The following is a 22592-nucleotide window of genomic DNA, read 5'->3' on the forward strand; positions in this document are numbered from 1 at the left end:
GACTGACTCGGCCCCATCGTTTAGCGGCCTAGGACGCCGCCCTTTCACGGCGGTAGCACGGGTTCGAATCCCGTTGGGGTCACACCTTCCGATATAATTAAACAAGTATGGCCCTGTAGCGCAGTTGGTTAGCGTGCCGCCCTGTCACGGCGGAGGTCGCGGGTTCAAGTCCCGTCAGGGTCGCTCCGTGCGACGAGCTCTTTCTTCGGAGAGGGCTCTTCGTCTAGGACGCGACAGGTTCGCCGGTCGCGCGGCTCTGTAGCTCAGTTGGTAGAGCGTTCGACTGAAAATCGAAAGGTCACCGGATCGATGCCGGTCGGAGCCACACGAGTGATCGTTACAATCACTCCAGAAACCCTCGCCTAGCTTCTACATGGCGGGGGTTTTGCTTTGCCCGCGGGCGAGACCTTTCCACCGACGCCCTGTGATCAACTGGTCCGTATGCGTTCAGAGCAGTCGTCCGTCATCCCGGTCGAAGTCCTCCGAGGCTTCCGGTCCCGGGACGACACGACGCGCGAATGGGCGGCCCAGGTGTCAGCCGTCGCGCTGGACCTGCTGCAGCGGTGGGAGCTCCGCCCTGAAGGCACGGTCCGATCGGGAGAGGCCGGGGTCCTCGTTCCGGTGCGCCGTGCCGATGGAACGCCCGCGGCGTTGAAGCTGCAGGTCCCCCGCGCCGAGACCACGGCTGCGATCATCGGCCTCACCCGTTGGCAGGGAGCCGGCATCGTCCGCCTGCTGGACAGTGATGCCGACCGCGGAGGGATGCTGCTCGAACGCCTCCATGGGGACCGCGCTCTGGAGACCGTCGAAGACGACGATGCTGCCGTTCGCGTGGTCGGTGGCCTCCTCGCACGCCTGCACGCTGTGGCCGCCCCGGACGGGCTCCCCCGGCTCGCGACGGTCACCGCCGAGATGATCGACGATGCTCCTGCGGCAGCGCGCGTGCTCGACGACGACGACCGGTCCCGGCTGGACCGATGGGTCGACACGGTGTCGGCGGTGGCCGACGACACCGGCGACCGTCTCCTGCACTGGGATCTGCACTACGGCAACGTGCTCGCAGCCGACCGCGAACCCTGGCTGGCGATCGACCCGGAGCCGCTCGTCGGCGATCCCGGATTCGACCTCTGGCCCGCGCTCGACAGCGGATGGAGCGACGATCCCGCCCGCGCCGATGCACCCCGGCTCGTACGGCGTCGCTTCGACATCCTCACCGAGATGCTCGACCTCGACCGCCACCGCGCTGCCGCCTGGACCCGTGCCCGCCTGCTGCAGAACACCCTGTGGGACATCGAAGACGGTCAGCCCGCCATCAGCGCGGCAGCGAAGCTGGTTGACGATGCGCTCCTCGCCGCCCACAGCTCCGACATGCGGTGAACGCACCGAAACGGGTTCGCGTCGAGCGCTCCTCGCGAGGTGGAAGGCCCCGTCGTCGTCACAGCGATTCCGCGGCCTCCCGCGCCCGCTCCAGATCGCGCGCCGCCGCTTCCCTTCGCTGAGCCGCGGCGGCGCGCTCCTCCTCTACGCGCGACACCTCGGCCTCGGCGCGCTCGGCATCGGCGCGGGCGCGGGCGAGCTCGGCCTCGAGTTCGGCGGTCCGGTCCGAGAGTTCCGAGATGTGCGCTCGCGCCCTCTGCAGCGCCGCATCCCGCCGTGCGAGTTCGCGCTCCGCGACCGCGTGCTCCTTCTCCGCCGCCGCGATCGCCCGCTCGGCGTCCCGGCGCGCCCGTCGCGCCTGCAATTCATCCGTCGGAGGTCGAGGCGCCGGCTCGCGGTCGGGCACGTCGCCCGCCACCGCCTCACGGATCTCGCTCGCCGTGGCCGAGGGATCGAGAGCCCGCAGCAGTCGGCCGGAAGCGACAGCTGCGGCCGCCGCCGGATCGAAGAACGCCGCCGAGATGGTCTGCTCGACCGCCTCGAGCGTCGACGGCGTCACGCGCTCCCCGCGCGCTGCGGCCAGCTCTCCTGCGGCCTGAGCGAGCCGCCGGGTGAGGGCACGGCGTTCCCGTCCCAGCTTCGCCAGCGCCGGGGCGTCCAGGTCGTCCTGGGCTTCGCGAAGCTCTCGCGCGAGCTCCAGCGCCTCCCCGAGCTGTGCCGCCCGCTCGCGCGCGAACACGTTCACCACCCAGGCCGCGATCGACGGCTTCCTGAGAGCGAGGATCCGGGAGGCGAGCTCCGGATCAGCCTCCCCCGCCCGGGCCTTGCGCGACGCCACGAACGATTCCGGGGCGTCGGAGTACAGCACGGCTGCGATCTCCTCGAACGTGGGACCGACCATGCCGCCACCCTACGCCGATACCGGTCGCCCGCCCGGGCTCCGCCCTGTGATCCCGCCCGCGATCACAGCAGGTCGTACTCCCCGCCGTACGGCACCGCACTGTCGCCGGTGTCCCGCGCGTCGAATTCCACCGTCTCGACCGAGATCACGACGTGTGTGACCGAGGAGATCAACACGCTGACCGAGCGATTGCCCACCACCGAGAATTCGACGAACCCGCCTCCGGTCTGGATTGCCTCCTCTATCCGACCTCTCAGCTCGACGGCATCCTCCCCCTGCGCCAGGAAGAACTCTGATTCATTGAGCGCAATCCGCGTGCGCGCCATCGTCTGCACCTTGTCCTCCGCTCGTTGTCATTCCGTTGTCGTCATGCTGAGACGGTAACGAGTACATCCGGGCTCGCAGAGGGGGTTGCGCATGGGCCGCAGAAGAGGCAGTGCGCCGGTGTACCGTGATCACATGGGCAGACTCCGCTACGACGGGACCTCGGATCCGATCCTCATCGAAGACGCGACTCTGGCGCACCTCAAGATCGTCATCTCGACCAAGCTCCGCCGCCAGGAGAGCTTCATGATGACCTGGCTCCCGGTCAACGGCGGGGTCGACAAACGCGCCACCGTGTGGATCCATCCGGCGATCCCGCTGCAGTTCGGGTACGACGCCGCCGAGCCTCCGGCGATCGATCCGCGACTGATCGCCGACATGATGCAGGCGCTCAACGCGTCGGGCGAACTCGTGCTCGATCATCTGATCTCCCCCGCCTGACCCCGAGTACCTCCGCAGGACCCGCCGCGGATCCGGCTACGCTGTGCCCGTGGATGCCGCCCCCTATCTCCTGCTCGGTCTGCCGATCCTCGCGCTGATCATCGGCGGCCCGATCCTCAGGAGTCGTATGGGTCGCCGTGCCTCTGCAACCGGAACCAAGGCAGGAAAGAAGTTCGCGGACGAGAAGCTCGAGACGGCGCTCGGCGAACTCGGCACCACTCTGGTAATCCACGCACCAGAGCCGCGCGCGAGAGAGATCATCGCCTCCGCGATGGCGGGGAAGGAACGGGAGTACGTGATCCGCAGCGACGGCGGTTACGGCATCCGCTTCGTCGAACCCGATGACACGCTCGTCCGACTCGGTCCCGTCACCGAGGGCACCCGGATGCAGATCGAGACCTTCCGCGACTACTTCGGTTTTCCCCAGACCGTTCAGTTCTGGACGGAGCTGCGTGCACGGGTCGCCGCCGCGGCGGAGGCCCACGAGGTCACGGTCGCAGAGGGCAAGCCCATCCGCTACGTCCGCGGCGAGACGATCGACGACCGGAACGCCCGCTGGGTGCAGGCCCCCTGACCTGGGTCACGCGCCTTCAGCCGATGCAGGCGAAACACGAACGCACAACAAACCGCAGACGCAACTAGGCTGTAGGGCGCGCCCTGCCCGCCGGTCCTCCGCCGGGTCACGGTGGTGGCGTGCGCCCTGACGACCTCCTCCGGTCCACACTGTCCCGACTGTCGGGATGGAGCCGCCGCTCCCGGTGTGGCCCCGCCAGAAAGGCAAGAAACCCATGAGCGAATCTCCCGGTACCTCCGACCGCGACGGCGAGCGCTCGCCGGACTTCTTCGACCAGCTGATCGAGACCGCGCCCCGCGAGCAGCAGGGTGCGTTCACCGTCGGCTTCCGCGGCTACGACAAGGCCGAGGTCGACGCGGCGCTCTCGACTCTCCGCAACCAGCTCAAGCAGGCCGCCGCAGAGGTCGCCGAGGCCCAGGCCCGCGAAGAGGAAGCCGTCGAGGCGGTGCGGGAAGAAGAGCGCAAGGCTCGCGAAGCTCTCGAGAGCGAGCTGACGGCCGCGAACGCGAAGGTGTCCGACGCCGAGCAGCAGGTCGCCACCCTCACCTCCGAACTCGTCGACGCTCCGCAGCCGGACGGCGAAGAGGCTCCGTCGCGCCAGCAGTTCGAGGCGATCCTGCGGGTCGCCGAGGAGCAGGCGAACGTGCTCATCCAGAACGCGGCCGTGCAGGCCGACCGTCTGATGACCTCTGCCCGTGAGGAAGTGACCGCGCAGCGCGCCGAGGCCGAGGCCGACGCCGAGCGGATCACCGCCCAGGCGCAGCGTGACGCCGATCAGGTGCGCCTGAAGATGGACACCGAGTACACGGCGCACGAGGCACGCATCGAGCGCGAAGCCGCGCACGCCGCGGAGAAGGTGAACCAGGCCGCACAGGAGGCCACGGCGATCCGTACCGAAGCCGAGAAGGGCGCGGCCGCGCTGCGCTCGCTCGTCACCCGCGAGACGACCCAGCTGCGTGCCGATGCCGAGCGCGATGTGCGCGACATGAACGCCCGTGTGCTGGAGTTCGAGGAGACCCTCACCCGCCGCCAGGACGACGCGCAGCAGGAGTTCCTCGTGCTGCACAACCAGGCCGTCGCTCACGCGGAGCGGATCACCAACGACGCGAACGAGCAGGTCACGGCATCGCTCGAGCACGCCCAGCGCATCTCGGCACGCGCCGAGGACTACGAGCGCCTGACCCGCTCGCAGGCGCAGGCGATCGAGGCCGAAGCTCAGGTCCGCGCTCGTGAGACGCTCGAGCGCGCTCGCGCCAAGGCCCAGAAGATCGTCGACTCGGTCACCGGCCACACCACTGCGGTGCTGCACGACGCCGAGGACCGCACCCGTCAGCTGCGGTGGCAGCAGCAGCAGCTGACGAGCTTCATGGCCGAGGTGCGCGAGCTGATCCGTCCCGACGGGATCTTCTCCGACGACTCGCTGCCCACGGAGATCACCGGAGCGGACGCGCCCGCAGCGCCCGCGCCCGCAACGGTCATCGCCGACGAGGTGCCGGAGGAGACCTTCCTCGGCGACGAGGTGCTCGAGGACGAGCTCGACGACGACCGCCCGCTCGAGAAGATCACGATCGACGTGGTGGAGACCAAGAAGAAGTCCTCCAAGTAGACCCGGGAACGACAGAGGCGCGAGCAGGGATTCCTGCTCGCGCCTCTGTCGTTCCCGGACTGATCAGGCCCGGTGATGTCTGGTGGCTACCCCCGGCCGAACTGCGCGACTGCCGGGCAGTCGAAGGGATCTGCTCCGGCGGAGAGTCCGACCCGGTTCAGGTACTCGATGACGATCATGTAGGACCGACCGAGGCTGGTCTCCGTGTAGGGCACGTCGTTCGCCGCGCAGTAGTCGCGTACGATCTCCCGCGCCTTGGCGAGGTGCGGTCGCGGCATGCTCGGGAAGAGGTGGTGCTCCACCTGGTAGTTGAGGCCGCCCATGAGCCAGGTCGTCCACCATCCACCGCTGATGTTGCGGGAGGTGCGCACCTGCTTGGTGAAGAAGTCGAGACGGGCGCCGGGCTCGATGATCGGCATCCCCTTGTGGTTCGGCGCGAACGCGGCTCCCATGTAGACGCCGAAGACCGCGAACTGCACCCCCATGAAGGCGAAAGCCATACCGAGGGGGAGCATCATGAACACGGGCACCAGGATGAGGGCGAACCGGAGCGCGATGATGCTGAGCTCGGTCCAGCGTCCCTTGACGTTCTTCGTCGTCATGAGGTACTTCAGGCCGAGGAAGTGGAGGTTCAGCCCCTCGAGGGTGAGGAGCGGGAAGAAGAGCCAACCCTGCTTGCGGGTGATCAGCTTGATCAGGCCCTTCGCCTTGGCGGCGTCCTCCTCGAGGAACGAGATCGTGTCGACCTCGATGTCGGGGTCCTTGCCGACCTGGTTCGGGTTTCCGTGGTGCTTGGTGTGCTTCGAGTCCCACCACGAGTAGCTCATGCCGATGCTGGCGATCACGATGCGCGCGAGCTTGAAGTTCGCAGGCCCCGTGCTCAGGATCTGGCGGTGCGCGGCCTCATGCCCGAGGAACGCGATCTGCGTCAGGACGATGCCGAGCCCCGCAGCGATCAGCAGCTGGAACCAGCTGTCGCCGAGCAGGATGAAGCCGGTGATGAGGCCGCCGAGGGCCACGGCGATGCCTGCGGCCACGAAGATGTAGAACCACTGGGTACGCTGAAGCAGGCCGGTCTCCTTGACCACCTGCGACACCTGCTTGTACGCCTGGGCCATGGGCGGGAAGTCCGCATTGCCGGAGTAAGTCTGACGAATCGGGCCCAGCGTTGCCGCGGTCGGTTCGACCTGCGTGATGGAGATGATCTTCTCCTGACGTTCGGAGCCCTCGAGCTGTGGAAGCCCAAGGCAGATGCCCAACGCTTACCTCACAGTAGCCCCGCCCACATGCGCCTTCGGGAATACATCCGCACCCCTTGACGGACCACGCTCGTTGTGCGTGAATCGCGGATTTCAGGCGCGGGCGCGGCGGGTGCGGCGACGCCAGGCCCGAGGCAGCATCGACGGAAAGACGGGCCCACCTCGGGAAGGCTGGTTCGCGTCTTCGAGCGCACGGAAGGCGTCATCGAGCGAGTCGAAGACGCCGAGCTCGGCGCCGTGGTTGTCGCGCACCAGGTGCGCGCTGCCGTCGAACTCGACGAAGCCGGCGAACTCGCCGCCGCGCGTCGCGACGTGCACGTCGGTGTCGGCCTGCTTCCAGGTCAACGGATCGGACGGGGGAAAGGTGGTGGTGCTCATGGTCATGCTCATTGCTGTGTGGCGGACACGCGTGGCGCTCCGCAAGATGTGAGACCGAGGGCGGATTCCGCACGCATCGATGTGCGCGGTCCGTAATGGCCCTGATCAGTGGCGACGTGGCGGCCGAGAGGGGCGATGCACACACGCTGCTCCATAAGCATAGCAGACCGGCCCACCCGGCCCCCAATCCACGGATTCGGCTCAGCTCGACGGCGGCTGACTCCCGCCGCCCGACCCGCCCTGGCCCCCGCCCGCAGCCGGGGTGGTCGCCGTGTCGACGCCGACCACGAGCGTGGCCGAGTATCCGTCCTGCACGCTTCCGGTGACGGCGGCCACCTGCAGGACACCGGAGTCGTCACCGAAGACGTTGTCGCTCGCGAGCGTGATCTGCGAGAGATTCCTCGCGGAGCCGTCATACGCAGCCTCTGCGTAGACGGCCGCGCACGCCGCCTCGGGAAGGGCCAGTTGCGACGTCGCGATGGCCGCGCTCGAGTCGGTGATCGAGCCCACATCCGGGTACACCTCGAAGTGGATGTGCGGCCAGCGCCCCGAGTAGCACCCGGGGAACACCGAGGTGAACGACACTCTGCCATCGGCATCGGCGACCTGCACACCGCGCAGGTAGGTGACATCCTCCAGCCCGGAGGAGTACATCGAGTACTCGCCCTGCGCCGTGCAGTGCCACGCGTACACCGCGACGCCGGGGAAGGGGACTCCCCCATTCGCGAGATCGATCACCTGCAACGCGAACGTGAGCGGAACACCTTCGGCGGTCGCACCGCCGTCGATCGACGAGCGGATGTCCTGGCGGACGATCCCCGAGTCCTCGAGCACATCGGGACCGTTCGATCCGTCTCCCGGGTAGGGCCCTGCCGTCTCGTCGGGGATCTCGCCGACGCTCGCGGCATCGCCCGCCGAGGCCCCCGACGTGGCCGTGGGCGTCGGGCTCGCCGACCCGACCGACGCCGGCGGCGCGCAGGCCGCGAGCACGACGGCGCCCAGACCCACACCCGCGAGTCCGAGCACACCGCGCCTGGTCACCAGCGTGCGGATATCGAAGGCGGCCCCCTGATCGACGATCTCCTCATCGCGTCGATCGAGCAGGCGCCCCTCGTACGCGGGACCATCGGGGGTCTGGGTGGGTTCCGGAATACTCATGATCTGTCTCCTCCTCGACGGACTGTTGCGTGTCCTCAGCGTCGCGGAGCTTCCGATCAGGAGACTTTGCCCGATCTATGCCTTGTCTATGCGCGAGGACGCGACCGGGGGACGGAGCACCAGCACGACCACGATGCCGACGAGCACCAGGGCGGTGAGCGTGACCGGGATCGGCAGGACCGGATCGAGCAGCACCAGCACCGCACCTGAGGGCACCACCGTGTTCACGACACGGTCGGCGTTCTCACGGATGGCGATCCACCAGACGGCGAGGAGGAAGATCGCGATCGGGATCGTGACGGTGAGTGATGCCGCGATGCTCGACAGGTGGCTCTTCCCGGTCAGGACGTCGAGCTCCACTTCGATCCCGGCGGAGAAGGCGGCGGCCGCCCCGAACACGAAGTAGTGCGTGTAGCCGTAGCGGAGCGAGCGTCCGAAGCTCGTGATGGCGCGCTGGTGCGGCGGCCAGAAGTAGATCCACCACAGCGACGCCGTGACCACGAGGGTGAGCACCGAGATGGCGATCAGCGGCCCGAGGCTCTCGACCTTGTCGAGGGCGTCGATGATCGCGTTGGCGGAGGCGAGCAGGCTCTCTCCGAGCACGATGAGCGTGAACAGCCCGTAGCGCTCGGTGATGTGGTGTGGATGCCACTCGCCCGCGCACTGGGCGTGCACCCGCTCGAAATCGCCCGTCTCACGTCCAAGTACGCCGCGGCCGACGACGAGGGGCTGGAACCCACCATCGGCACGGATCCAGCCGAGCTGGGACGACGTCTCCGGCTGCTGGAGTCCTCACCGCGAACAGCTGGGCCGCAGTTCGATGTCGCCGTCCTGATCGACCTCGCGGCGGAACGAGAGATCGATCTGACTGTGGAGGATTGGTCGCAGTTGCGCACGGGCGCGGGAGGCGCGGAGGTGCCCGTTCGGGTGCTCTACGCCGTAGCGGAGTACACGGGTGTGGCCGTCGGCTACCTGACGGATCTTGACGACAAGGGGCTGACCTCGACCGACACCCGCGCAACTTCGAACCGCTCGCCGTGTTCCTGCGCTGGGCGTCGCAGAGCGGCGCGGCCGATCGCATCCATCCGGTCCCTTCCCCCTACGCCGACCCCTACACCGCCTACCCGATCGACACCTACCGGGCATGGATGCGCCGGTTCGCCACCGACGAGACGATCCGGCTGCGGACCCGCATCTGCGGGCTGATCGCCGGGATCACCGGCAGACCCACCACAACGATCGCCGCGCTCACCACCGCCAGCATCATCGATGACGGCGACCAGATGCGTCTCCGACTCGGACTCACCCCTGTCCAACTGCCACCGCCGTTGCCGGCGCTGATCAGGCTGCAGCTCGCAGCACCACGGCGATGGGACACGGCATCGACCTGGCTGTTCCCCTCGAAACTACGCGCCGGCGCACACGTCCACGCCAGCCGCTTCGCCGCCGACCTGCAGAATCTCACCTGCCGCGTCGTCGGACTGCGCGGCGCAGCACTCCTCAACCTCGCCGCGACGATGCCCGTTGGCCCGCTCTGCGACCTCACCGGCATGTCACCGAACGTCGCGGCGCGCTGGCAGCTCGTCGCCGCATCCGCCTACGCGCAATACCCCGCGATGCGAATGTGAGCCTGGACAATATCCGGGTAGCCGCCGCGAGAGGCTCTACAGCAGACCGATCAGGACGCCGCCAGCGGCACCGACGAGCACCACGACCCAGGGAGGCAACTTCCAGGACACCAGGAGCACGAAGCAGATCACGGCGAGACAGAACGATCCGGCGTCGGTGACGGCGGTTGTGAACACGGGTGAGTAGAGCGCGGCGGCGAGGATGCCGACAACGGCTGCGCTTGCGCCGCGCATGACGGCTTGCGCCCAAGCGTGTCGGCGGAAGGTGTTCCAGAACGGCAGCACTCCGAGCAGCAGCAGGAAGCCGGGCAGGAACACTGCGATGAGGGCGATGAGTGCGCCCCAGATTCCGCCGGGGCCGGTGTCGGCGATCGCGCCGAGGTATCCGGCGAAGGTGAACAGCGGGCCGGGGACGGCTTGGGCGACGCCGTATCCGGCGAGGAACTGGGCGTTGGTGACCCATCCCGGGTCGACGACCCCTGCCTGCAGCAGCGGGAGCACCACGTGTCCGCCGCCGAACACCAGTGCGCCCGCGCGATAGAACGCGTCGAACAACGCCACACCGCCCAGACCGGTCGCTGCAGCGATGATCGGGGTGCCGATCAGCAGCGCGGCAAACACGGCCAGGCTGGTGATGCCCGCGGCACGTCGGACCGGGAAGTGGAGCATGTCGGGCCGGTCTTCCACGGCGGCGCGGCAGAAGATCAGTCCACCGAGCGCGCCGATGAGGATTGCGGCGATCTGCCCGACCGATCCGACCATCAGCATGGTGGTGAGCAGGGCGATCACGGCGATGCCGGCGCGGGGCCGGTCGGGGGTGAGGGTTCTCGCCATGCCCCAGACCGCTTGGGCAACGATCGCGACGGCGACGATCTTCAGCCCCGTAAGCAGACCTTCGCCGATCGGGCCGGCGAACCAGGACGCGCCATAGGCGAAGGCGACCATCAGCGCCGCGGACGGCAGCGTGAAGCCGACGAACGCGGCGATCGCGCCCCATCCGCCGGCGCGCAGCAGCCCGACGCCGAACCCGACCTGGCTGGAGGCGGGGCCGGGCAGGAACTGTGACAGCGCGACCAGGTCGGCGTATTCGCGGTCGTCCATCCACTTGCGGCGTTCCACGAACTCTGTGCGGAAATAGCCCAGGTGCGCGACCGGGCCGCCGAACGAGGTGGTCCCGAGCTTCAGGAACACCAGGAACACCTCCCGCACCGTGCTGCGGGCCGTGACCGTCGATGCCTGCGTCATGACTGCTCCTGTTCCTGAGTAGGGGCCCGGCGGGCGTCTCACACCCTATCTAAGATAGACTCGCGTCTATGAATCAGGTGGTGGAGGCGACGGCGCTGAGCGTGCTTGCCGATCCCACCCGTGCCCGGCTCGTCCAGCTCATCCGGGACGCCGAGGGCGGGCGCGCTTTGGTCGGCCGACTGGCGGAGCAGCTCGGGTTGCGTCAGCCCACGGTCAGCCACCACATGGCGGCGCTGCACGCCGAGGGCCTCGTGATCCGGCAGCCGGAGGGGCGCCGGGTCTGGTACTCGATCAACCCGGACGAAGCCGACCGCGTCACCGCGCTGGTCGGCACCCCGGCCTTCGCCGCGGAGGAGCCGGATTGGGGGCGGGTGGCTGACGACCTCGCCGCCCGTTATCGGGGCGTCTTCAGTCGCGAGACGGTCGCCCGGTTCCTCGCCGACTCCCGGAACCTGCTCGCCGCCGCCGGCGCCCCGCTGCTGGCCTCTCGCGCCGCGGCATTCGCGGCATCCCGGCTGGACGCCCTGCACCGCACCGAGGGCAACTTGAGCGGGACGCCGTCGGTGTTGTTCGTCTGCGTCCAGAACGCCGGCCGCTCCCAGCTGGCCGCGGGCATCCTTCGCCAGCTCGCCGGCGACAAGGTCACGGTCCGCACCGCCGGGTCCGCCCCTGCGGCCGAGGTCCGCTCGGCGATCGTGACCGCGTTGGACGAGATCGGCATCACCCTCGGCAACGAGTTCCCCAAGCCACTCACCGACGAGACCGTCAAGGCGGCGGACGTCGTGGTCACGATGGGCTGCGGCGACGCCTGCCCGGTCTATCCCGGACGCCGCTACCTCGACTGGGATCTCGACGACCCGGTCGGCAAGCCGCTCAGCGTGATCCGTGAGATCCGCGACGACATCGACCAGCGCGTCCGCGGTCTGCTTGCCGAACTCATTGGCGCATCCGTCACGTAATCCATAGATGATGGTCTATGCTTTCTGGTGAGAGGAAGCGAGACCCGTCATGAGTGAGAAGCCCACCGTCCTGTTCGTCTGCGTCCATAACGCCGGCCGCTCGCAGATGGCCGCCGGCTACCTGCAGTCCCTCGCCGGAGATCGGGTCGAGGTGCTCTCGGCGGGGTCCGCACCGAAGGACCAGATCAATCCGGTCGCCGTCGACGCGATGGCCGAAGAGGGCATCGACATCGCCGGCGGCACCCCGAAGCTGCTCACCGTCGACGCCGTCCACGAGTCCGACGTCGTGATCACGATGGGCTGCGGCGACGCCTGCCCGATCTTCCCCGGCAAGCGTTACGAGGACTGGGAACTCGACGACCCCGCAGGTCAGGGCATCGACGCGGTCCGGCCCATCCGCGACGAGATCCGCGCCCGCGTCGAGACCCTGATCGCCGAGCTGCTCCCCGCCGGGCGGGCGTCCTGAACGCGCATCGCGGCCAGGACGGGCTCCTCTCGCCGGAGTTGGTGCTGCACCGCGCCGCCGAACGGCTCGCACACCAGTTCACCGGGACGGTTAACGAGGAGACCGTCGAGCGGGTCGTGTTCGAGTCCTACACCGCCCTGGCCCGCACCGCCGCCGTCACCACCCACCTACCCACAGTCGCGGAGAAGTTCGCCCGCGACCGGCTCACGGCCGCGAGCTGACCGACGAAGAGATCGTCTCGATCCTGCGCAACTGGACGGGTGGCGACCTGGGGTCGATCGCCCTCTGCACGGGCGTGATTCTGACCTACCTCGCCGACCACTCGCACGTGCAAGCCCGGCTGCGCTCCGGAGTGTCCGATCGGGAGTTCAACGCGATCCTCGATGAGATCCTGCGAATTGATGATCCCTTCGTGGCTAACCGACGCATCACCACCGAGCCCGTCACGGTCGGCGGCCGTGAGCTTCCGGCTTCTCGAACGCCTCTTCCCTCAAATCACACGGGTGCTCAAAATCAACCAACTCGAGACCATCACCGACGACGTCATCGAAGCGGCCGCCAGCATCCTCGTCATCGGCAACTAACGCCACCAAGCGATCACAGAAAACCGCCAACTAGCGATCAGATCCACAATCGCGAGCCGCCTCGAACGCCGTCTCGTCGCCATGGGGATAACGACGATCGCGGACCTGGCGGCCGCGGATCCTGTTCAGATCCGCAAGGCGTTCAATGTCGTCGTGATGAGAATCGCGCTCGAGCTGCGCGGCATCCCATCCATCACCGCGGAGGAGGACCGCACCGGGAAGAAGGAGCAGCTGATCGTGTCGCGGTCGTTCTCGGAGAAGATCACCTCACGCGCTGGCACGGGAGATCTCGGGGAGGATCGACTCGACCACGGCTGTGGCCACGGTGGCCGGGTCGTGGCCCACGAGCCCCAGCAGCACCGCCCTGTCGGTGTTGTGCCCGCGTCCGGTGGCGCCCAGGGAACCCAGCAGGTCCACGGTCAGCCGGTGGATGTGGGGAGAACCCAGGTCGGCGAGTTCGGCTGCGAAGGCCAGACCCGCCCGCATGGGGCCCACCGCGTGGGAGGAGGAGGGACCGATGCCGATGCGGAAGAGGTCGAAGACCGACAGGGGGTGCGGCGCGTCCGCGGCTGCGACCTGACCCGCGACGAGGGCGGCCGGGGTGGGTTGGTCGGCACCGTGGTGCTCAGGGGTCTGCCGGTGGAGGGGCGCGGGATGCAGATCCATGGCCACCATTGTGTCCCTCCCCGGGACTCAGTGACGGGGGCGGTGGGGGCGGCGCAGCCGTGCAGAGCGGATCAGGGCGCACGGGGCCCGGGTCCTTGACGCGGCCGTGAGGAATGGGGCTCCGGCGGATCAGGATGCGTGGGGGTCCAGGAGTTCCTTCAACACGGTGGCCTCGGAGATGTCGGAGCGTTTCGCGGCGGTGAGCAGCGTGAGGGGACCGGCTGCTGCCCGTTGCCGCAGGTCCGCGAGCGCGTCGGCATGGTCGGGACCACGGAGCTCCTCCAGGTAGCGGCGGCGGAACTCCGGGTACTTCGCCGGATCGTGGGCGTACCACCGACGCAACTCGGGTGAGGGGGCGACCTGTTTGCACCACTCGTCCAGATGGGCGCGCACCTTGCTCATGCCGCGCGGCCACAGACGGTCCACCAGGACACGGTCCCCGTCAGCGGGGTCGGGGTCCTCGTAGATCCTGCGCACCCGGACCTGCGGCCGCTCCACGGCCTGGTCAACCTCTTCGGGTCCCCCCTGTTCCGACACGTCCCTCCCCCTCCTTCTCCCGCCGAAGTCCGTCCTCGGGTCTGATGCAGGAACAGGTGACTGTTCTGGTCAGGCCGCGAGGGCCAGTTCTTCGTTCATGATGGTCTCGAACTCGACCGGCGTCAATCGACCCAGGCGGACCTGTCGACGTCGCCGGTGGTAGGTCCGCTCAATCCAAGTCACGATCGCGATGCGTAGTTCCTCGCGAGTGGCCCAGGAGCGCCGGTTCAGGACGTTCTTCTGCAGCAGGCTGAAGAACGATTCCATTGCCGCGTTGTCGCCGCAAGAAGCTACCCTGCCCATCGATCCGACGAGGTTATGCGCGGTGAGTTCTCGACGCAGCTTCCTGCTTCGAAATTGCGATCCTCTGTCCGAATGGACGATGCAGCCGTTCACGTTTCCGCGCATCCGGGCGGCGTTGCGGACAGCGCGGACCGCGAGAGACGCTTTCATCCTCGAGTCGATCGAGTAGCCCACGATCCGGCCGCTGAACGCGTCTTTGACAGCGCAGAGGTAGAGCTTGCCCTCGGCGGTCTTGTGAATCGGCCTGACTTTCGTTCCGTTCTTCAAGCAAGGATGGAACACGATGAACAGGAAGTATTCGCCGGAGATGCGTGAGCGGGCGTTGCGGATGCTCGCGGAGACGCGACCGTCGCACCCGAACATGATGAGCGCGGTCCGTCACGTCGCCGGGCTGCTCGGGATGAGCCCGGAGACACTGCGCCTCTGGCAGCGCCGCTTCGAGGTCGACGCGGGCGTGAAGCCCGGGTTGACGACGGATGCGGCGGCGGAGATCAAGCGGCTGCAGAAGGAGGTCTCGGAGTTGCGGAGTGCGAACGAGATCCTCAGGGCTGCGAGCATCTTTTTCGCGAAGGAGCTCGACCACCCCTCGACGAGATGATCCGGTTCGTCAACGAACACCGGGATCGTTTCGGGGTCGAGCTCATCTGCCAGGTCCTGCGACCGGCGGTGAGAGGATTCTTCACCTCACGCGGCTATCGCGCCGCGGTGGGCCGCGCGCCGTCCGCGCGGCAGCTGCAGGATGATCTGCTCGTGCCCGAGATCGCCCGGCTGCATGCGGAGAACTACGGCGTCTACGGGCGCCGGAAGATGCACGCCCTCATGCGACGGCAAGGCTGGGACATCGGTCGCGACCAGACCGAACGCCTCATGCGCCTCGCCGGGGTTCGCGGTGTCCGCAAGTCTGCGACGTCACCTACGTCGCCACCTGGTCCGGGTTCGCCTACGTCGCATTCGTCACCGATGTCTACTCCCGCCGCATCGTCGGCTGGAACGTTGCGGCGACGCTGCGCTCCGAGATCCTGCCGATGCAGGCCCTGGACATGGCCGCCTGGAACGCCGGTGGGCGCCTCGACGGACTCATCCATCACGCGGACCACGGGTCGAACTACACCGCGATGGTCTACACCGAGAGGATCGTCGAACTCGGCGCTGTCCCCTCAACCGGGACCGTCGGCGACAGCTTTGATAACGCGATGGCCGAGGCCGTGAACAACCTCTACAAGACCGAACTGATCCGCTAGCGCGGGCCCTGGCGCACCGTCGAGCAGGTCGAGCTCGCGACCCTCGAATGGGTGTGGTGGTGGAACAACTCCCGCCTCCACGGCGAGCTCGACATGCGAACACCCGCCGAGGTCGAACAGGCGTATTACGCTGACCAGGAATCAGCCAATCCGGCACCTGTCGGACAAGGCTCCCGATAGGAACGAAAGTCAGGCCGATTCACCACTCCGCGATCGGCAACATCAGCCCGAACGCCTACGAAGCCGCACGCTCCGCTACGCTCGCGGAAGCGGCATAACCGAACCGACACCGTGTCCACGATCAAGGGCCAAGGCCCGGGCTACCGACACACGGAGATTCCGAAGAACAGGACCGCGTTGGCCGACTACGGCGCGATCACGATGAAGAACTCGCTCACCAACACCATGTCGACGCTGCCGAGCCAGCTCGCTCGGCCACTGACCTGGGATCGCGGTGCACACCTGACGGATGCTTCTTGCACTACTCCGCGGGCGACCCCACACTTGTGTGTATGACGCACACTGTTCGGACCCATTCCTGCAACCCGACCGGCTGCCTGTGAGTGCCGGTGAGGTGGTGATCGGACTCATCTCGGCTCCGGGTGTGGCCGCCCAAGTCGCGGCTGATCTCGCTGAGGACCTGCGCGCAGAGCTGAGTGTACTGATGCCCACCGTCCGATGGCGGGTGCCAACGGTGGTCGATGCCCTCGTCCACCCACCTGCTGACGACGCTGTCCTCGTCGGCGCGGCGCGGGAGCGGCTCCTGGTGGAGGCCTGGGACCTCGTCGTCTGCCTCACCGACTTGCCGCTCAGCGTTCGTCGCCGGCCGGTGGTCGCCCATGCCAGCCCGGTGCACGGAGTGGCTGTCGTATGCCTGCCGGCGCTCGGGGCGGTGGGACTGCGTCGACGCGCCAGTGGCGCAGTCGTCGGTCTCGTGCGCACCTTGCTCGGGGAGGCCGAGGATCACGGGTCCGCTGGCTCGCAGGCCGCCCTCCGGCGCCGCGCTGGCGAGCTCGGGAGTAAGCAGGAAGGGGGAGACGGCAGCGTCATGTTCACGGCGAGGGTCCTGAAAGGGAACGTGCGACTCCTGGTCGGAATGATCCGGGCCAATCAGCCGTGGCGACTTGCCATTGGACTCTCCAAGGCTCTGACCGCCGCTCTGGCGGCCGGAGTCTTCGCGATGATCACATTCGACATCTGGCAACTGGGCGACGCGCTCAGCTGGACCATGTTGACGGCTATCGGAATGGGCGCCGTCGCAGCGATCACGGCCTCGCTGATCCTCGGAGCGGGCCTTTGGGAGCGCGGTTCGAATCCGGCGGGTGGGAAGCACGTCACCCTATTCAACCTGGCCACGACGGGAACGGTCGTGCTGGGTGTGACCTTCCTGTACACAGCGCTCCTGCTCCTCGCACTCCTGATCACCCCACTGCTGGTGCCTGCACATTTGCTGGAGGAGAACCTCGGACACGCGGTTCAAGTCGGCGACTACTTCAAGCTGGCCGTGCTGGCCAGCGCCCTGGCAACGGTCGGCGGAGCCCTGGGCGCGGGCCTGGAGAGCGACGAGGCGGTCCGGGCCGCCGCCTACACGTACCGGCAGGAGCCGGGCGAGGTCCAGCGGAACGGGTGACAGACATCAACCCGGTCCCCGATCAGCGGGGCTCAAGCCATTGTCATCGTGCCGTCACGGCGTTCCTCGCGCGCCGGTCGCGCGGCTTCGCCCGCTGATCCAGAGGCCACCATCTCGATGACCTCTGGTGTCACAGCGCCTGGTGTCACAGCGCCTGGTGTCACAGCGACGCCGGGTCTCAAGACGGTGAAGAGCGACCATAAGATTCCCTTCCTGGCTCGAAGTACGCGGACCAGCATGGCGAGAAAATTCGTCGGGCAGATGCCTTGCGCATTTGAAAACGGCGGTGCAGGATGGTGACAATAGCCCCAGCTTTCTGAAACGGGCACGCGGAGAATGCTAAAGTCGAGCCATATCGGCTCTCCGTGTACGAGGAGGGCGCTTGACCCCTGATCTTGGACACGCTGATTCCAGCACGATGCTGGGGAAGCGAGAATCCAAGGGATGGCTAGGAAGAACTACACGGACGAGTTCCGGCAGCGCGCGGTGGACTTGTATGAGTCCACGCCGGGTTCGACGCTCAAGGGCATCGCCGGGGATCTCGGGATCTCTCGGGGTGCGCTGAAAGAGTGGGTCGACAAGTTCGGCTCCGGGGTCACGGTTGCCGCTGCGTCGCCGCCGGGGGGCGACGGGGCGACCGGAGTCGCAGGCGGCGAAGGTCCTCCGGTTGGAGGCCGACCTCGCGGCCTTGCAGGCCGAGGCCCGCAAGCTCGAGACGGAGCGGGACATCCTCCGTCAGGCGGCGAAGTATTTCGCCGGGGATACGAACTGGTGAACCGCTTCCAGTTTGTTGAGGATCACAAGGACGCCTACGGCGTGAAGCGGTTGTGTGAGGTCGTCGAGGTCGCCCGCTCGTCGTTCTACGCCTGGCTGGACTCCGCCGGGCGGCGAGCCGCGAAGGCGACAGACGACGCGGTGTTGGCGGCGCGGATCCGGGTGCTGCAAGACCCCGCTCAGGGTGGCGACTGAAGCGCCCTGGGTCTGATGGAGACTCGCGCTATTTGATTCCGACCAGCAGGTTGCGGTCGCCGTGGACAGCATAGAACGCGTTCTCGAACTCGGCGGGTGGGACGTCGCCGAGGTAGCCGTGGAGGCGCTGTGTGTTGTGCCAGTGCACCCATCCGAGGGTCGCGAGCTCGAGATCTTCGATGGTCTTCCACGGCTCGGGGCGTGCGGGGCCTCGGACGAGTTCGGCCTTGTAGTAGCCGTTCACCGTCTCGGCCAGGGCGTTGTCGTAGCTGTCGCCGACGGTTCCGATCGAGGGCGTGGCGCCGATCTCTGCGAGGCGTTCACCGTAGCGAATCGACGTGAATTGAGAGCCCGCGTCGCTGTGACACCGCAGATCCTCGTGGTGGGCGCCGCGGGACCAGCGGGCCATCTCGATCGCGTCGAGGACCATCTCGGTGCGCATGTGCGGCGCGACCCGCCACCCCACGATCATGCGGGAGAACGCGTCGACGATGAAGCACACATAGGCGACGCCGGCCCAGGTCGGCACGAATGTCAGATCCGTGACCCAGAGCCGATTCGGCGCCGTTGCGGTGAACTCCCGTTTCACGAGGTCCGGGTGCCGCGCCGACGAAGGATCCGGCCTGGTCGTCTTGATCCGCTTCGACCGCCTCGCGCCTTCGATCCCCGCGATCCGCATCAACCTGGCGGTCTGGTCCCGGCCGATCGTGATCCCCGCACGTCGGGCGGCTTTCCAGAGTTTGCGGACCCCGTAAACGCGATAGTTGGCTTCCCAGATCTCGACCAGCTGCGGCACCAACTCCTCGTCCCGCAGGGCACGAGCCGAGGGGGCGCGGATCTTGACGGCGTAGTAGCTGCTCGGAGCCACCTGCAACAGTCTGCAGATGAGCTCGACTCCGAGGCGACGGCAGTCCACGACGTCGTCTTTGTTCGCGTCGATGAACGCGACTACTTCCGGTAGTGGCGGTCGAGCTCCGCCCCGAAGAAAGACGCGGCTCGCTTGAGCACCTCGTTGGCCCGGCGAAGCTCCCGATTCTCTTGCTCGAGCTCTCGCACCCGCTGCGCCTCGGCGCTGCTCACGCCGGGGGCGACACCGTCATCGACGTCGGCCTGCCTCACCCACGTCCGCACGGACTCGACCCCGTAGCCGAGTTGCGTCGCGACGCGCTGCACGGTCCCTTGCGTGACGCCGAGCTCAGCGCGCAGCGTTCTCACCATCCGCACTGCGGCGGCCTTCTCCTCGCTCGAGTAGCGACGCGTTGTCGGCTTCCCATTCGCCAGTTCTTTGGGCATAACTCCATCCTCGTTTCCAAGGTCAGGAGTCTCCATCAGACCCAGGGCGCTTCAATGGCCACGTCACGGCCCGTGCGGCGGTCCGCTGCAGACGCCCACTCGCGCGACGCCTTGAGTACGGTCGGCGCACCCGCCACACGCAGACGGCGTCTGAGGGCCTCGACGGAGGGCAATGCAAGCGCGAACTCGACCGCCCGAAGCCACTCCGAAGGGCGGCACACGGTCACCGCGACAGAATAGCCCCGGCTCAAGAGCTCCTCGCAACCTTCTTTCGTCCATTCATCAGATTTACCTTCCCGTGGCGACGATGTTCCGCTACAGTGGTCAAGGTCTGCAGTGCCTGCTGTCAGCGATCATCGTTTGGGACGATGAGAACGCACTCCGTGATGTGGGAATCACGAAGGGTTTCAGCAGGACCCGAGGGGTCGGGACGCAGACGACGCCGTGAACGTGGGGTTCATGGTCTGGGGAATCTGGGGAATCACAAAAATGTCGCACTGGGGATATCTGCGTACATTCACGGCTCAAGGGGCCTCGGCATGACTTCCGTCGAGGATGCCCTGAGCATCACTCGTACGGCGTTCGTGCCGGTCGCCGCTCCGCGAGCCACCAAGTCGGTGACGCGCACGGTGGTCACACCGCGCGCTTCGGCGACCTTGGAACGGCGCCGTCAGTGGGAGCGCCGCTATCGGATGCGGCTGCGGACCACGGATGCGGCTGTCATCCTGTTCGCCGTCGGTCTGACGGCGGCGGTCCAGCTGGCCACCGGCGTCAGCGGGTTCGAGGTCCTCCGCGACGGCATCCCCCTCGCCGCGCTGTGGTACCTCATGCTCAGCGCGCTGCACACGCGGGACGCCGCGTTGTTCCGCGCGAGCGCCACCGAGTACCGCGGCGTCGTGCACGCCAGCGGACTCGCCTTCGGGATCATCGCCATCGTGGCGGTGCTGCTCGCATGGAAGTCGATGCAACTGATGCTGCTGCTGGGGCTGCCTCTCGGTGTGCTGACACTTCTGGTGACCCGGTGGATGTGGCGGCATTGGCTGCAGACGCAGCGCTCCCAGGGGAGGTTCGCCTCCCGTACTCTCGTCGTCGGCAACAGGGACGACGTGGAGTACGTGGTCCGGACGCTGCACCCGATCGGCGCTTCCGGCTACCAGGTGGTCGGCGCGACGCTCCTCGACGGCAATGCCCGCGACATCGTGATCGACGACACGAGGTTCCCGGTTCTGGGGAACGTGAACTCCGTGTCGTCGATCGCGGCCGAGGTCGGCGCCGACACGATCATCGTGGCGAGCCGCCCCGAAGGCGAGCCGGAGTTCGTCAAGCAGCTGAGCTGGCAGCTCGAGGGAACCGCTGCCGAGCTCGTGCTCTCCAGCCGACTCACCGACGTCGCGGGTCCGCGCATCTCCTTCGCGCCCGTCGAGGGCCTGCCGCTGATCCAGGTGCAGATCCCGACCTACGAAGGCGGGCAGCACCTGCTGAAGCGGGCACTGGACGTCGCCGTCGCCACGCTCGCGCTGATCCCGATCGGCCTGCTGGCGCCTGTCCTCGCGCTGCTCATCAAGATGGACTCGCCCGGTCCCGTCTTCTTCTTCCAGGAGCGCGTCGGCCGTGACGGCCGCCGCTTCAAGATGGTCAAGTTCCGTTCGATGAAGACCGACGCCGAGAAGCAGCTCGCCATGCTCAAGGAGCAGAACGAGGGCGCAGGTCTCCTCTTCAAGATGAAGGACGACCCTCGCGTCACCCGTGTCGGCAAGGTGCTGCGCAAGCTCTCACTCGACGAGCTGCCGCAGTTCTGGAACGTGCTCATCGGCGATATGAGCGTGGTCGGTCCTCGACCGCCGCTGCCGAGCGAAGTCACCGCGTATGACGGCACCGTGTTCCGCCGCCTCTACATCAAGCCCGGGATCACCGGCCTGTGGCAGGTCTCCGGACGCAGCGACCTCTCGTGGGACGAGAGTGTGCGCCTCGACCTGCGCTACGTCGAGAACTGGTCCGTCATGAACGACCTGCAGATCATGTGGCGCACGGCCAAGGTCATGGTGCAGCCCAGCGGGGCATACTGATTCCATGAGCAATGCGTCGCCTCGGGGCGAGGATCGGTCCATCCTCGTCGCCGTCACGACCTTCCGCCGCACCGAGCTCCTGCCGGCCCTGGTCGCCGCCATCCGCGCGGGAGCCGGCGAGAGCGGACAGCACATGCGCATCGCACTGGTCGACAACGACCCCGAGCGCTCGGCAGAGACGTCCGCCGCCGAACTGGGCGTCGACTACGTCGCCGAGAGCACACCGGGCATCGCCGCCGCACGCCAGGCCGCGCTCGACGCGGCCTCCGACGGCGAACTCGTGGCGATGGTCGACGACGACGTCCTCCCCCAGCCCGGCTGGCTGGACGCCCTGGTGGACGTGTGGGAAGACACGGGTCATCCCGCGGTGGTGATGGGCTACGTCGAGTACGTGTGGCCGGAAGGCACGGACCCCTGGGTCGTCGCCGGAGGCTTCATGAGGCGGCGACGCCGCCGCACCGGACAGCGGCTCGATGCGCTGGCGACCGGCAATGTGCTCATCGACGCGTCGCAGGTCGCGCGCCTCGGGATCCGCTTCGACACGAGTCTCGGTCTGGCCGGCGGAGAGGACATGCTCTTCGGTCGTTCGGTCCTCGCGGCCGGCGCGTCGATCGTCGCGTCCGCCGACTCCGTGGTGCGCGACGAGGTCCCTGTGGAGCGGACCACGCGCGAGTTCGTCCGACGGCGGACGATTTCCCAGGGGCAGATGCGCACGCGCCTGCTGACGCGTGACGGCTCGCTCGTACGGCAGCTCGCCCTGCGCGCCATACATCTGGTGGGCGGCATCGTGCGTCTGGTCGTCTTCTCCTGCCGGGGTCTCGTGGCGCGCTGGCGCGGCAGGACCGCGGAAGAGGCCGTTCTGCGCCGCCGTACCTGGTTCGCGCAGGGCCGCATCCTCGGAGCCGTCGGACGCATCACCCCGGAGTACGCGCGGACGTGACCTCCTCGGCGCGGTGACGCAGAAGGGGGCGGGGCCGTGACGGCCCC

Annotated in this window: 23 protein-coding genes, 3 tRNA genes, 4 pseudogenes and 1 other annotated feature; of the genes and pseudogenes, 19 read left to right on the forward strand and 11 right to left on the reverse strand. The window is 67.7% G+C overall.

Features of this window, described 5'->3' with window-relative positions; genetic code table 11:
* Positions 1–9: 9 nt before the first annotated feature.
* The 4 genes from KY497_RS01155 to KY497_RS01170 all read left to right on the forward strand — a co-directional run bounded on the left by KY497_RS01155 (position 10) and on the right by KY497_RS01170 (position 1377).
* A tRNA-Glu gene (locus KY497_RS01155) sits at positions 10–82 on the forward strand.
* A 27-nt stretch (positions 83–109) separates the two neighbouring features.
* Positions 110–183: transfer RNA gene (locus KY497_RS01160), tRNA-Asp, on the forward strand.
* A 69-nt stretch (positions 184–252) separates the two neighbouring features.
* A tRNA-Phe gene (locus KY497_RS01165) sits at positions 253–325 on the forward strand.
* Between the two features lie 116 nt (positions 326–441).
* A complete protein-coding gene (locus tag KY497_RS01170; RefSeq protein WP_219869613.1) occupies positions 442–1377 on the forward strand; it encodes an aminoglycoside phosphotransferase family protein in 936 nt (311 codons plus the stop codon).
* A gap of 58 nt (positions 1378–1435) precedes the next feature.
* On the opposite strand, the gene KY497_RS01175 is transcribed toward KY497_RS01170, so the two are convergent.
* Both KY497_RS01175 and KY497_RS01180 read right to left on the reverse strand, forming a co-directional pair.
* Positions 1436–2278 carry a transposase gene (locus KY497_RS01175; protein ID WP_219869614.1) on the reverse strand — a complete coding sequence of 281 codons (843 nt, stop codon included), beginning with the start codon at positions 2276–2278 and terminating at the stop codon, positions 1436–1438.
* Positions 2279–2340: 62 nt separating this feature from the next.
* Positions 2341–2604, reverse strand: coding sequence for a hypothetical protein (locus tag KY497_RS01180; RefSeq protein ID WP_218867944.1), 264 nt, complete (start codon positions 2602–2604; stop codon positions 2341–2343).
* A 133-nt stretch (positions 2605–2737) separates the two neighbouring features.
* Between KY497_RS01180 and KY497_RS01185 the strand changes: the two genes are divergently transcribed.
* The 3 genes from KY497_RS01185 (at position 2738) to KY497_RS01195 (ending at position 5223) form a co-directional block, all read left to right on the forward strand.
* Positions 2738–3043, forward strand: a complete 306-nt coding sequence (locus KY497_RS01185; RefSeq protein ID WP_046746757.1) for a hypothetical protein — start codon at positions 2738–2740, stop codon at positions 3041–3043.
* 49 nt (positions 3044–3092) lie between these two features.
* Positions 3093–3617 (forward strand): hypothetical protein, encoded by a 525-nt coding sequence (locus KY497_RS01190; protein WP_258185796.1) that lies wholly within the window; start codon positions 3093–3095, stop codon positions 3615–3617.
* A gap of 214 nt (positions 3618–3831) precedes the next feature.
* The gene (locus tag KY497_RS01195) at positions 3832–5223 is read left to right on the forward strand and encodes a hypothetical protein (protein WP_055869715.1); all 1392 of its coding nucleotides are present in this window, start codon (positions 3832–3834) and stop codon (positions 5221–5223) included.
* Positions 5224–5309: 86 nt separating this feature from the next.
* On the opposite strand, the gene KY497_RS01200 is transcribed toward KY497_RS01195, so the two are convergent.
* The 4 genes from KY497_RS01200 to KY497_RS01215 all read right to left on the reverse strand — a co-directional run bounded on the left by KY497_RS01200 (position 5310) and on the right by KY497_RS01215 (position 8693).
* Positions 5310–6482, reverse strand: coding sequence for an acyl-CoA desaturase (locus KY497_RS01200; protein WP_219869616.1), 1173 nt, complete (start codon positions 6480–6482; stop codon positions 5310–5312).
* Positions 6483–6575: 93 nt separating this feature from the next.
* The gene (locus tag KY497_RS01205; protein WP_127481762.1) at positions 6576–6860 is read right to left on the reverse strand and encodes a hypothetical protein; all 285 of its coding nucleotides are present in this window, start codon (positions 6858–6860) and stop codon (positions 6576–6578) included.
* 201 nt (positions 6861–7061) lie between these two features.
* Positions 7062–8018: a 3,4-dioxygenase subunit beta gene (locus KY497_RS01210; RefSeq protein WP_141387546.1), complete on the reverse strand. Its 957-nt coding sequence runs from the start codon at positions 8016–8018 to the stop codon at positions 7062–7064.
* Positions 8019–8093: 75 nt separating this feature from the next.
* Positions 8094–8693, reverse strand: a complete 600-nt coding sequence (locus KY497_RS01215) for a low temperature requirement protein A (protein WP_258185797.1) — start codon at positions 8691–8693, stop codon at positions 8094–8096.
* Positions 8694–9055: 362 nt separating this feature from the next.
* Between KY497_RS01215 and KY497_RS01220 the strand changes: the two genes are divergently transcribed.
* Positions 9056–9646 (forward strand): hypothetical protein, encoded by a 591-nt coding sequence (locus KY497_RS01220; RefSeq protein WP_218682953.1) that lies wholly within the window; start codon positions 9056–9058, stop codon positions 9644–9646.
* 36 nt (positions 9647–9682) lie between these two features.
* On the opposite strand, the gene chrA is transcribed toward KY497_RS01220, so the two are convergent.
* Positions 9683–10891 (reverse strand): chromate efflux transporter, encoded by a 1209-nt coding sequence (gene chrA / locus KY497_RS01225; protein WP_219869617.1) that lies wholly within the window; start codon positions 10889–10891, stop codon positions 9683–9685.
* Between the two features lie 68 nt (positions 10892–10959).
* Between chrA and KY497_RS01230 the strand changes: the two genes are divergently transcribed.
* The 4 genes and pseudogenes from KY497_RS01230 to KY497_RS01245 form a co-directional block, all read left to right on the forward strand.
* Positions 10960–11850, forward strand: a complete 891-nt coding sequence (locus KY497_RS01230) for a metalloregulator ArsR/SmtB family transcription factor (RefSeq protein ID WP_219869618.1) — start codon at positions 10960–10962, stop codon at positions 11848–11850.
* 49 nt (positions 11851–11899) lie between these two features.
* Positions 11900–12316 carry an arsenate reductase ArsC gene (locus KY497_RS01235; RefSeq protein ID WP_219869619.1) on the forward strand — a complete coding sequence of 139 codons (417 nt, stop codon included), beginning with the start codon at positions 11900–11902 and terminating at the stop codon, positions 12314–12316.
* A 41-nt stretch (positions 12317–12357) separates the two neighbouring features.
* Entirely contained in the window at positions 12358–12537 is a 180-nt protein-coding gene (locus KY497_RS01240) for a three-helix bundle dimerization domain-containing protein (protein WP_375140937.1), read from the forward strand.
* A gap of 186 nt (positions 12538–12723) precedes the next feature.
* Positions 12724–12900: pseudogene (locus tag KY497_RS01245) on the forward strand (ATP-binding protein); the annotation flags it as partial.
* Between the two features lie 267 nt (positions 12901–13167).
* Here the strand turns inward: KY497_RS01245 and KY497_RS16925 are convergent.
* From KY497_RS16925 to KY497_RS01260, 3 genes and pseudogenes are all read right to left on the reverse strand, one after another.
* A complete protein-coding gene (locus KY497_RS16925) occupies positions 13168–13566 on the reverse strand; it encodes a serine dehydratase beta chain (protein WP_218682956.1) in 399 nt (132 codons plus the stop codon).
* A 129-nt stretch (positions 13567–13695) separates the two neighbouring features.
* A complete protein-coding gene (locus KY497_RS01255; protein ID WP_229661512.1) occupies positions 13696–14103 on the reverse strand; it encodes a DUF488 domain-containing protein in 408 nt (135 codons plus the stop codon).
* 69 nt (positions 14104–14172) lie between these two features.
* A pseudogene (locus tag KY497_RS01260) lies at positions 14173–14643 on the reverse strand (IS3 family transposase); the annotation flags it as partial.
* A 46-nt stretch (positions 14644–14689) separates the two neighbouring features.
* On the opposite strand from KY497_RS01260, the pseudogene KY497_RS01265 reads away from it, so the two are divergent.
* The 5 genes and pseudogenes from KY497_RS01265 to KY497_RS16515 all read left to right on the forward strand — a co-directional run bounded on the left by KY497_RS01265 (position 14690) and on the right by KY497_RS16515 (position 18246).
* Positions 14690–15827: pseudogene (locus KY497_RS01265) on the forward strand (IS3 family transposase).
* Between the two features lie 379 nt (positions 15828–16206).
* Positions 16207–17277: a hypothetical protein gene (locus tag KY497_RS01270; RefSeq protein WP_219869621.1), complete on the forward strand. Its 1071-nt coding sequence runs from the start codon at positions 16207–16209 to the stop codon at positions 17275–17277.
* Between the two features lie 444 nt (positions 17278–17721).
* Positions 17722–17820, forward strand: a pseudogene (locus tag KY497_RS16930) (hypothetical protein); the annotation flags it as partial.
* 58 nt (positions 17821–17878) lie between these two features.
* Positions 17879–18052: a hypothetical protein gene (locus KY497_RS16510; protein WP_258185798.1), complete on the forward strand. Its 174-nt coding sequence runs from the start codon at positions 17879–17881 to the stop codon at positions 18050–18052.
* Positions 18049–18246, forward strand: coding sequence for a hypothetical protein (locus tag KY497_RS16515; RefSeq protein WP_258185799.1), 198 nt, complete (start codon positions 18049–18051; stop codon positions 18244–18246). The genes KY497_RS16510 and KY497_RS16515 overlap by 4 nt, the downstream gene beginning before the upstream one ends.
* 28 nt (positions 18247–18274) lie before the next feature.
* On the opposite strand, the gene KY497_RS01280 is transcribed toward KY497_RS16515, so the two are convergent.
* A protein-coding gene (locus tag KY497_RS01280) for an IS3 family transposase (protein WP_258185800.1) occupies positions 18275–19539 on the reverse strand; the annotation gives its coding sequence in 2 pieces (ribosomal slippage) (positions 18275–19236 and positions 19236–19539; 1266 coding nt in all).
* Positions 19106–19240 (reverse strand) — a sequence feature (AL1L pseudoknot). Its footprint overlaps the gene before it by 135 nt.
* Before the next feature lie 539 nt (positions 19540–20078).
* On the opposite strand from KY497_RS01280, the gene KY497_RS01285 reads away from it, so the two are divergent.
* Positions 20079–21605, forward strand: a complete 1527-nt coding sequence (locus KY497_RS01285) for a sugar transferase (protein ID WP_219869623.1) — start codon at positions 20079–20081, stop codon at positions 21603–21605.
* 4 nt (positions 21606–21609) lie between these two features.
* On the forward strand, positions 21610–22545 hold the full coding sequence (locus KY497_RS01290) for a glycosyltransferase family 2 protein (RefSeq protein ID WP_219869624.1): 936 nt from the start codon (positions 21610–21612) through the stop codon (positions 22543–22545).
* The last annotated feature ends 47 nt before the right edge of the window (positions 22546–22592 follow it).

It is taken from the genome of Microbacterium sp. PAMC22086 (assembly GCF_019443525.1).
Lineage (GTDB): Bacteria > Actinomycetota > Actinomycetes > Actinomycetales > Microbacteriaceae > Microbacterium > Microbacterium maritypicum.

Bases quoted from the DNA above. Each gene is read 5' to 3' on its own strand.
- KY497_RS01170 (WP_219869613.1), top strand. From the start codon at position 442: ATGCGTTCAGAGCAGTCGTCCGTCATCCCGGTCGAAGTCCTCCGAGGC.
- KY497_RS01175 (WP_219869614.1), bottom strand. From the start codon at position 2,278: ATGGTCGGTCCCACGTTCGAGGAGATCGCAGCCGTGCTGTACTCCGAC.
- KY497_RS01180 (WP_218867944.1), bottom strand. From the start codon at position 2,604: ATGGCGCGCACGCGGATTGCGCTCAATGAATCAGAGTTCTTCCTGGCG.
- KY497_RS01185 (WP_046746757.1), top strand. From the start codon at position 2,738: ATGGGCAGACTCCGCTACGACGGGACCTCGGATCCGATCCTCATCGAA.
- KY497_RS01195 (WP_055869715.1), top strand. From the start codon at position 3,832: ATGAGCGAATCTCCCGGTACCTCCGACCGCGACGGCGAGCGCTCGCCG.
- KY497_RS01205 (WP_127481762.1), bottom strand. From the start codon at position 6,860: ATGAGCACCACCACCTTTCCCCCGTCCGATCCGTTGACCTGGAAGCAG.
- KY497_RS01210 (WP_141387546.1), bottom strand. From the start codon at position 8,018: ATGAGTATTCCGGAACCCACCCAGACCCCCGATGGTCCCGCGTACGAG.
- chrA (WP_219869617.1), bottom strand. From the start codon at position 10,891: ATGACGCAGGCATCGACGGTCACGGCCCGCAGCACGGTGCGGGAGGTG.
- KY497_RS01230 (WP_219869618.1), top strand. From the start codon at position 10,960: ATGAATCAGGTGGTGGAGGCGACGGCGCTGAGCGTGCTTGCCGATCCC.
- KY497_RS01235 (WP_219869619.1), top strand. From the start codon at position 11,900: ATGAGTGAGAAGCCCACCGTCCTGTTCGTCTGCGTCCATAACGCCGGC.
- KY497_RS16925 (WP_218682956.1), bottom strand. From the start codon at position 13,566: ATGGATCTGCATCCCGCGCCCCTCCACCGGCAGACCCCTGAGCACCAC.
- KY497_RS01285 (WP_219869623.1), top strand. From the start codon at position 20,079: ATGACTTCCGTCGAGGATGCCCTGAGCATCACTCGTACGGCGTTCGTG.
- KY497_RS01290 (WP_219869624.1), top strand. From the start codon at position 21,610: ATGAGCAATGCGTCGCCTCGGGGCGAGGATCGGTCCATCCTCGTCGCC.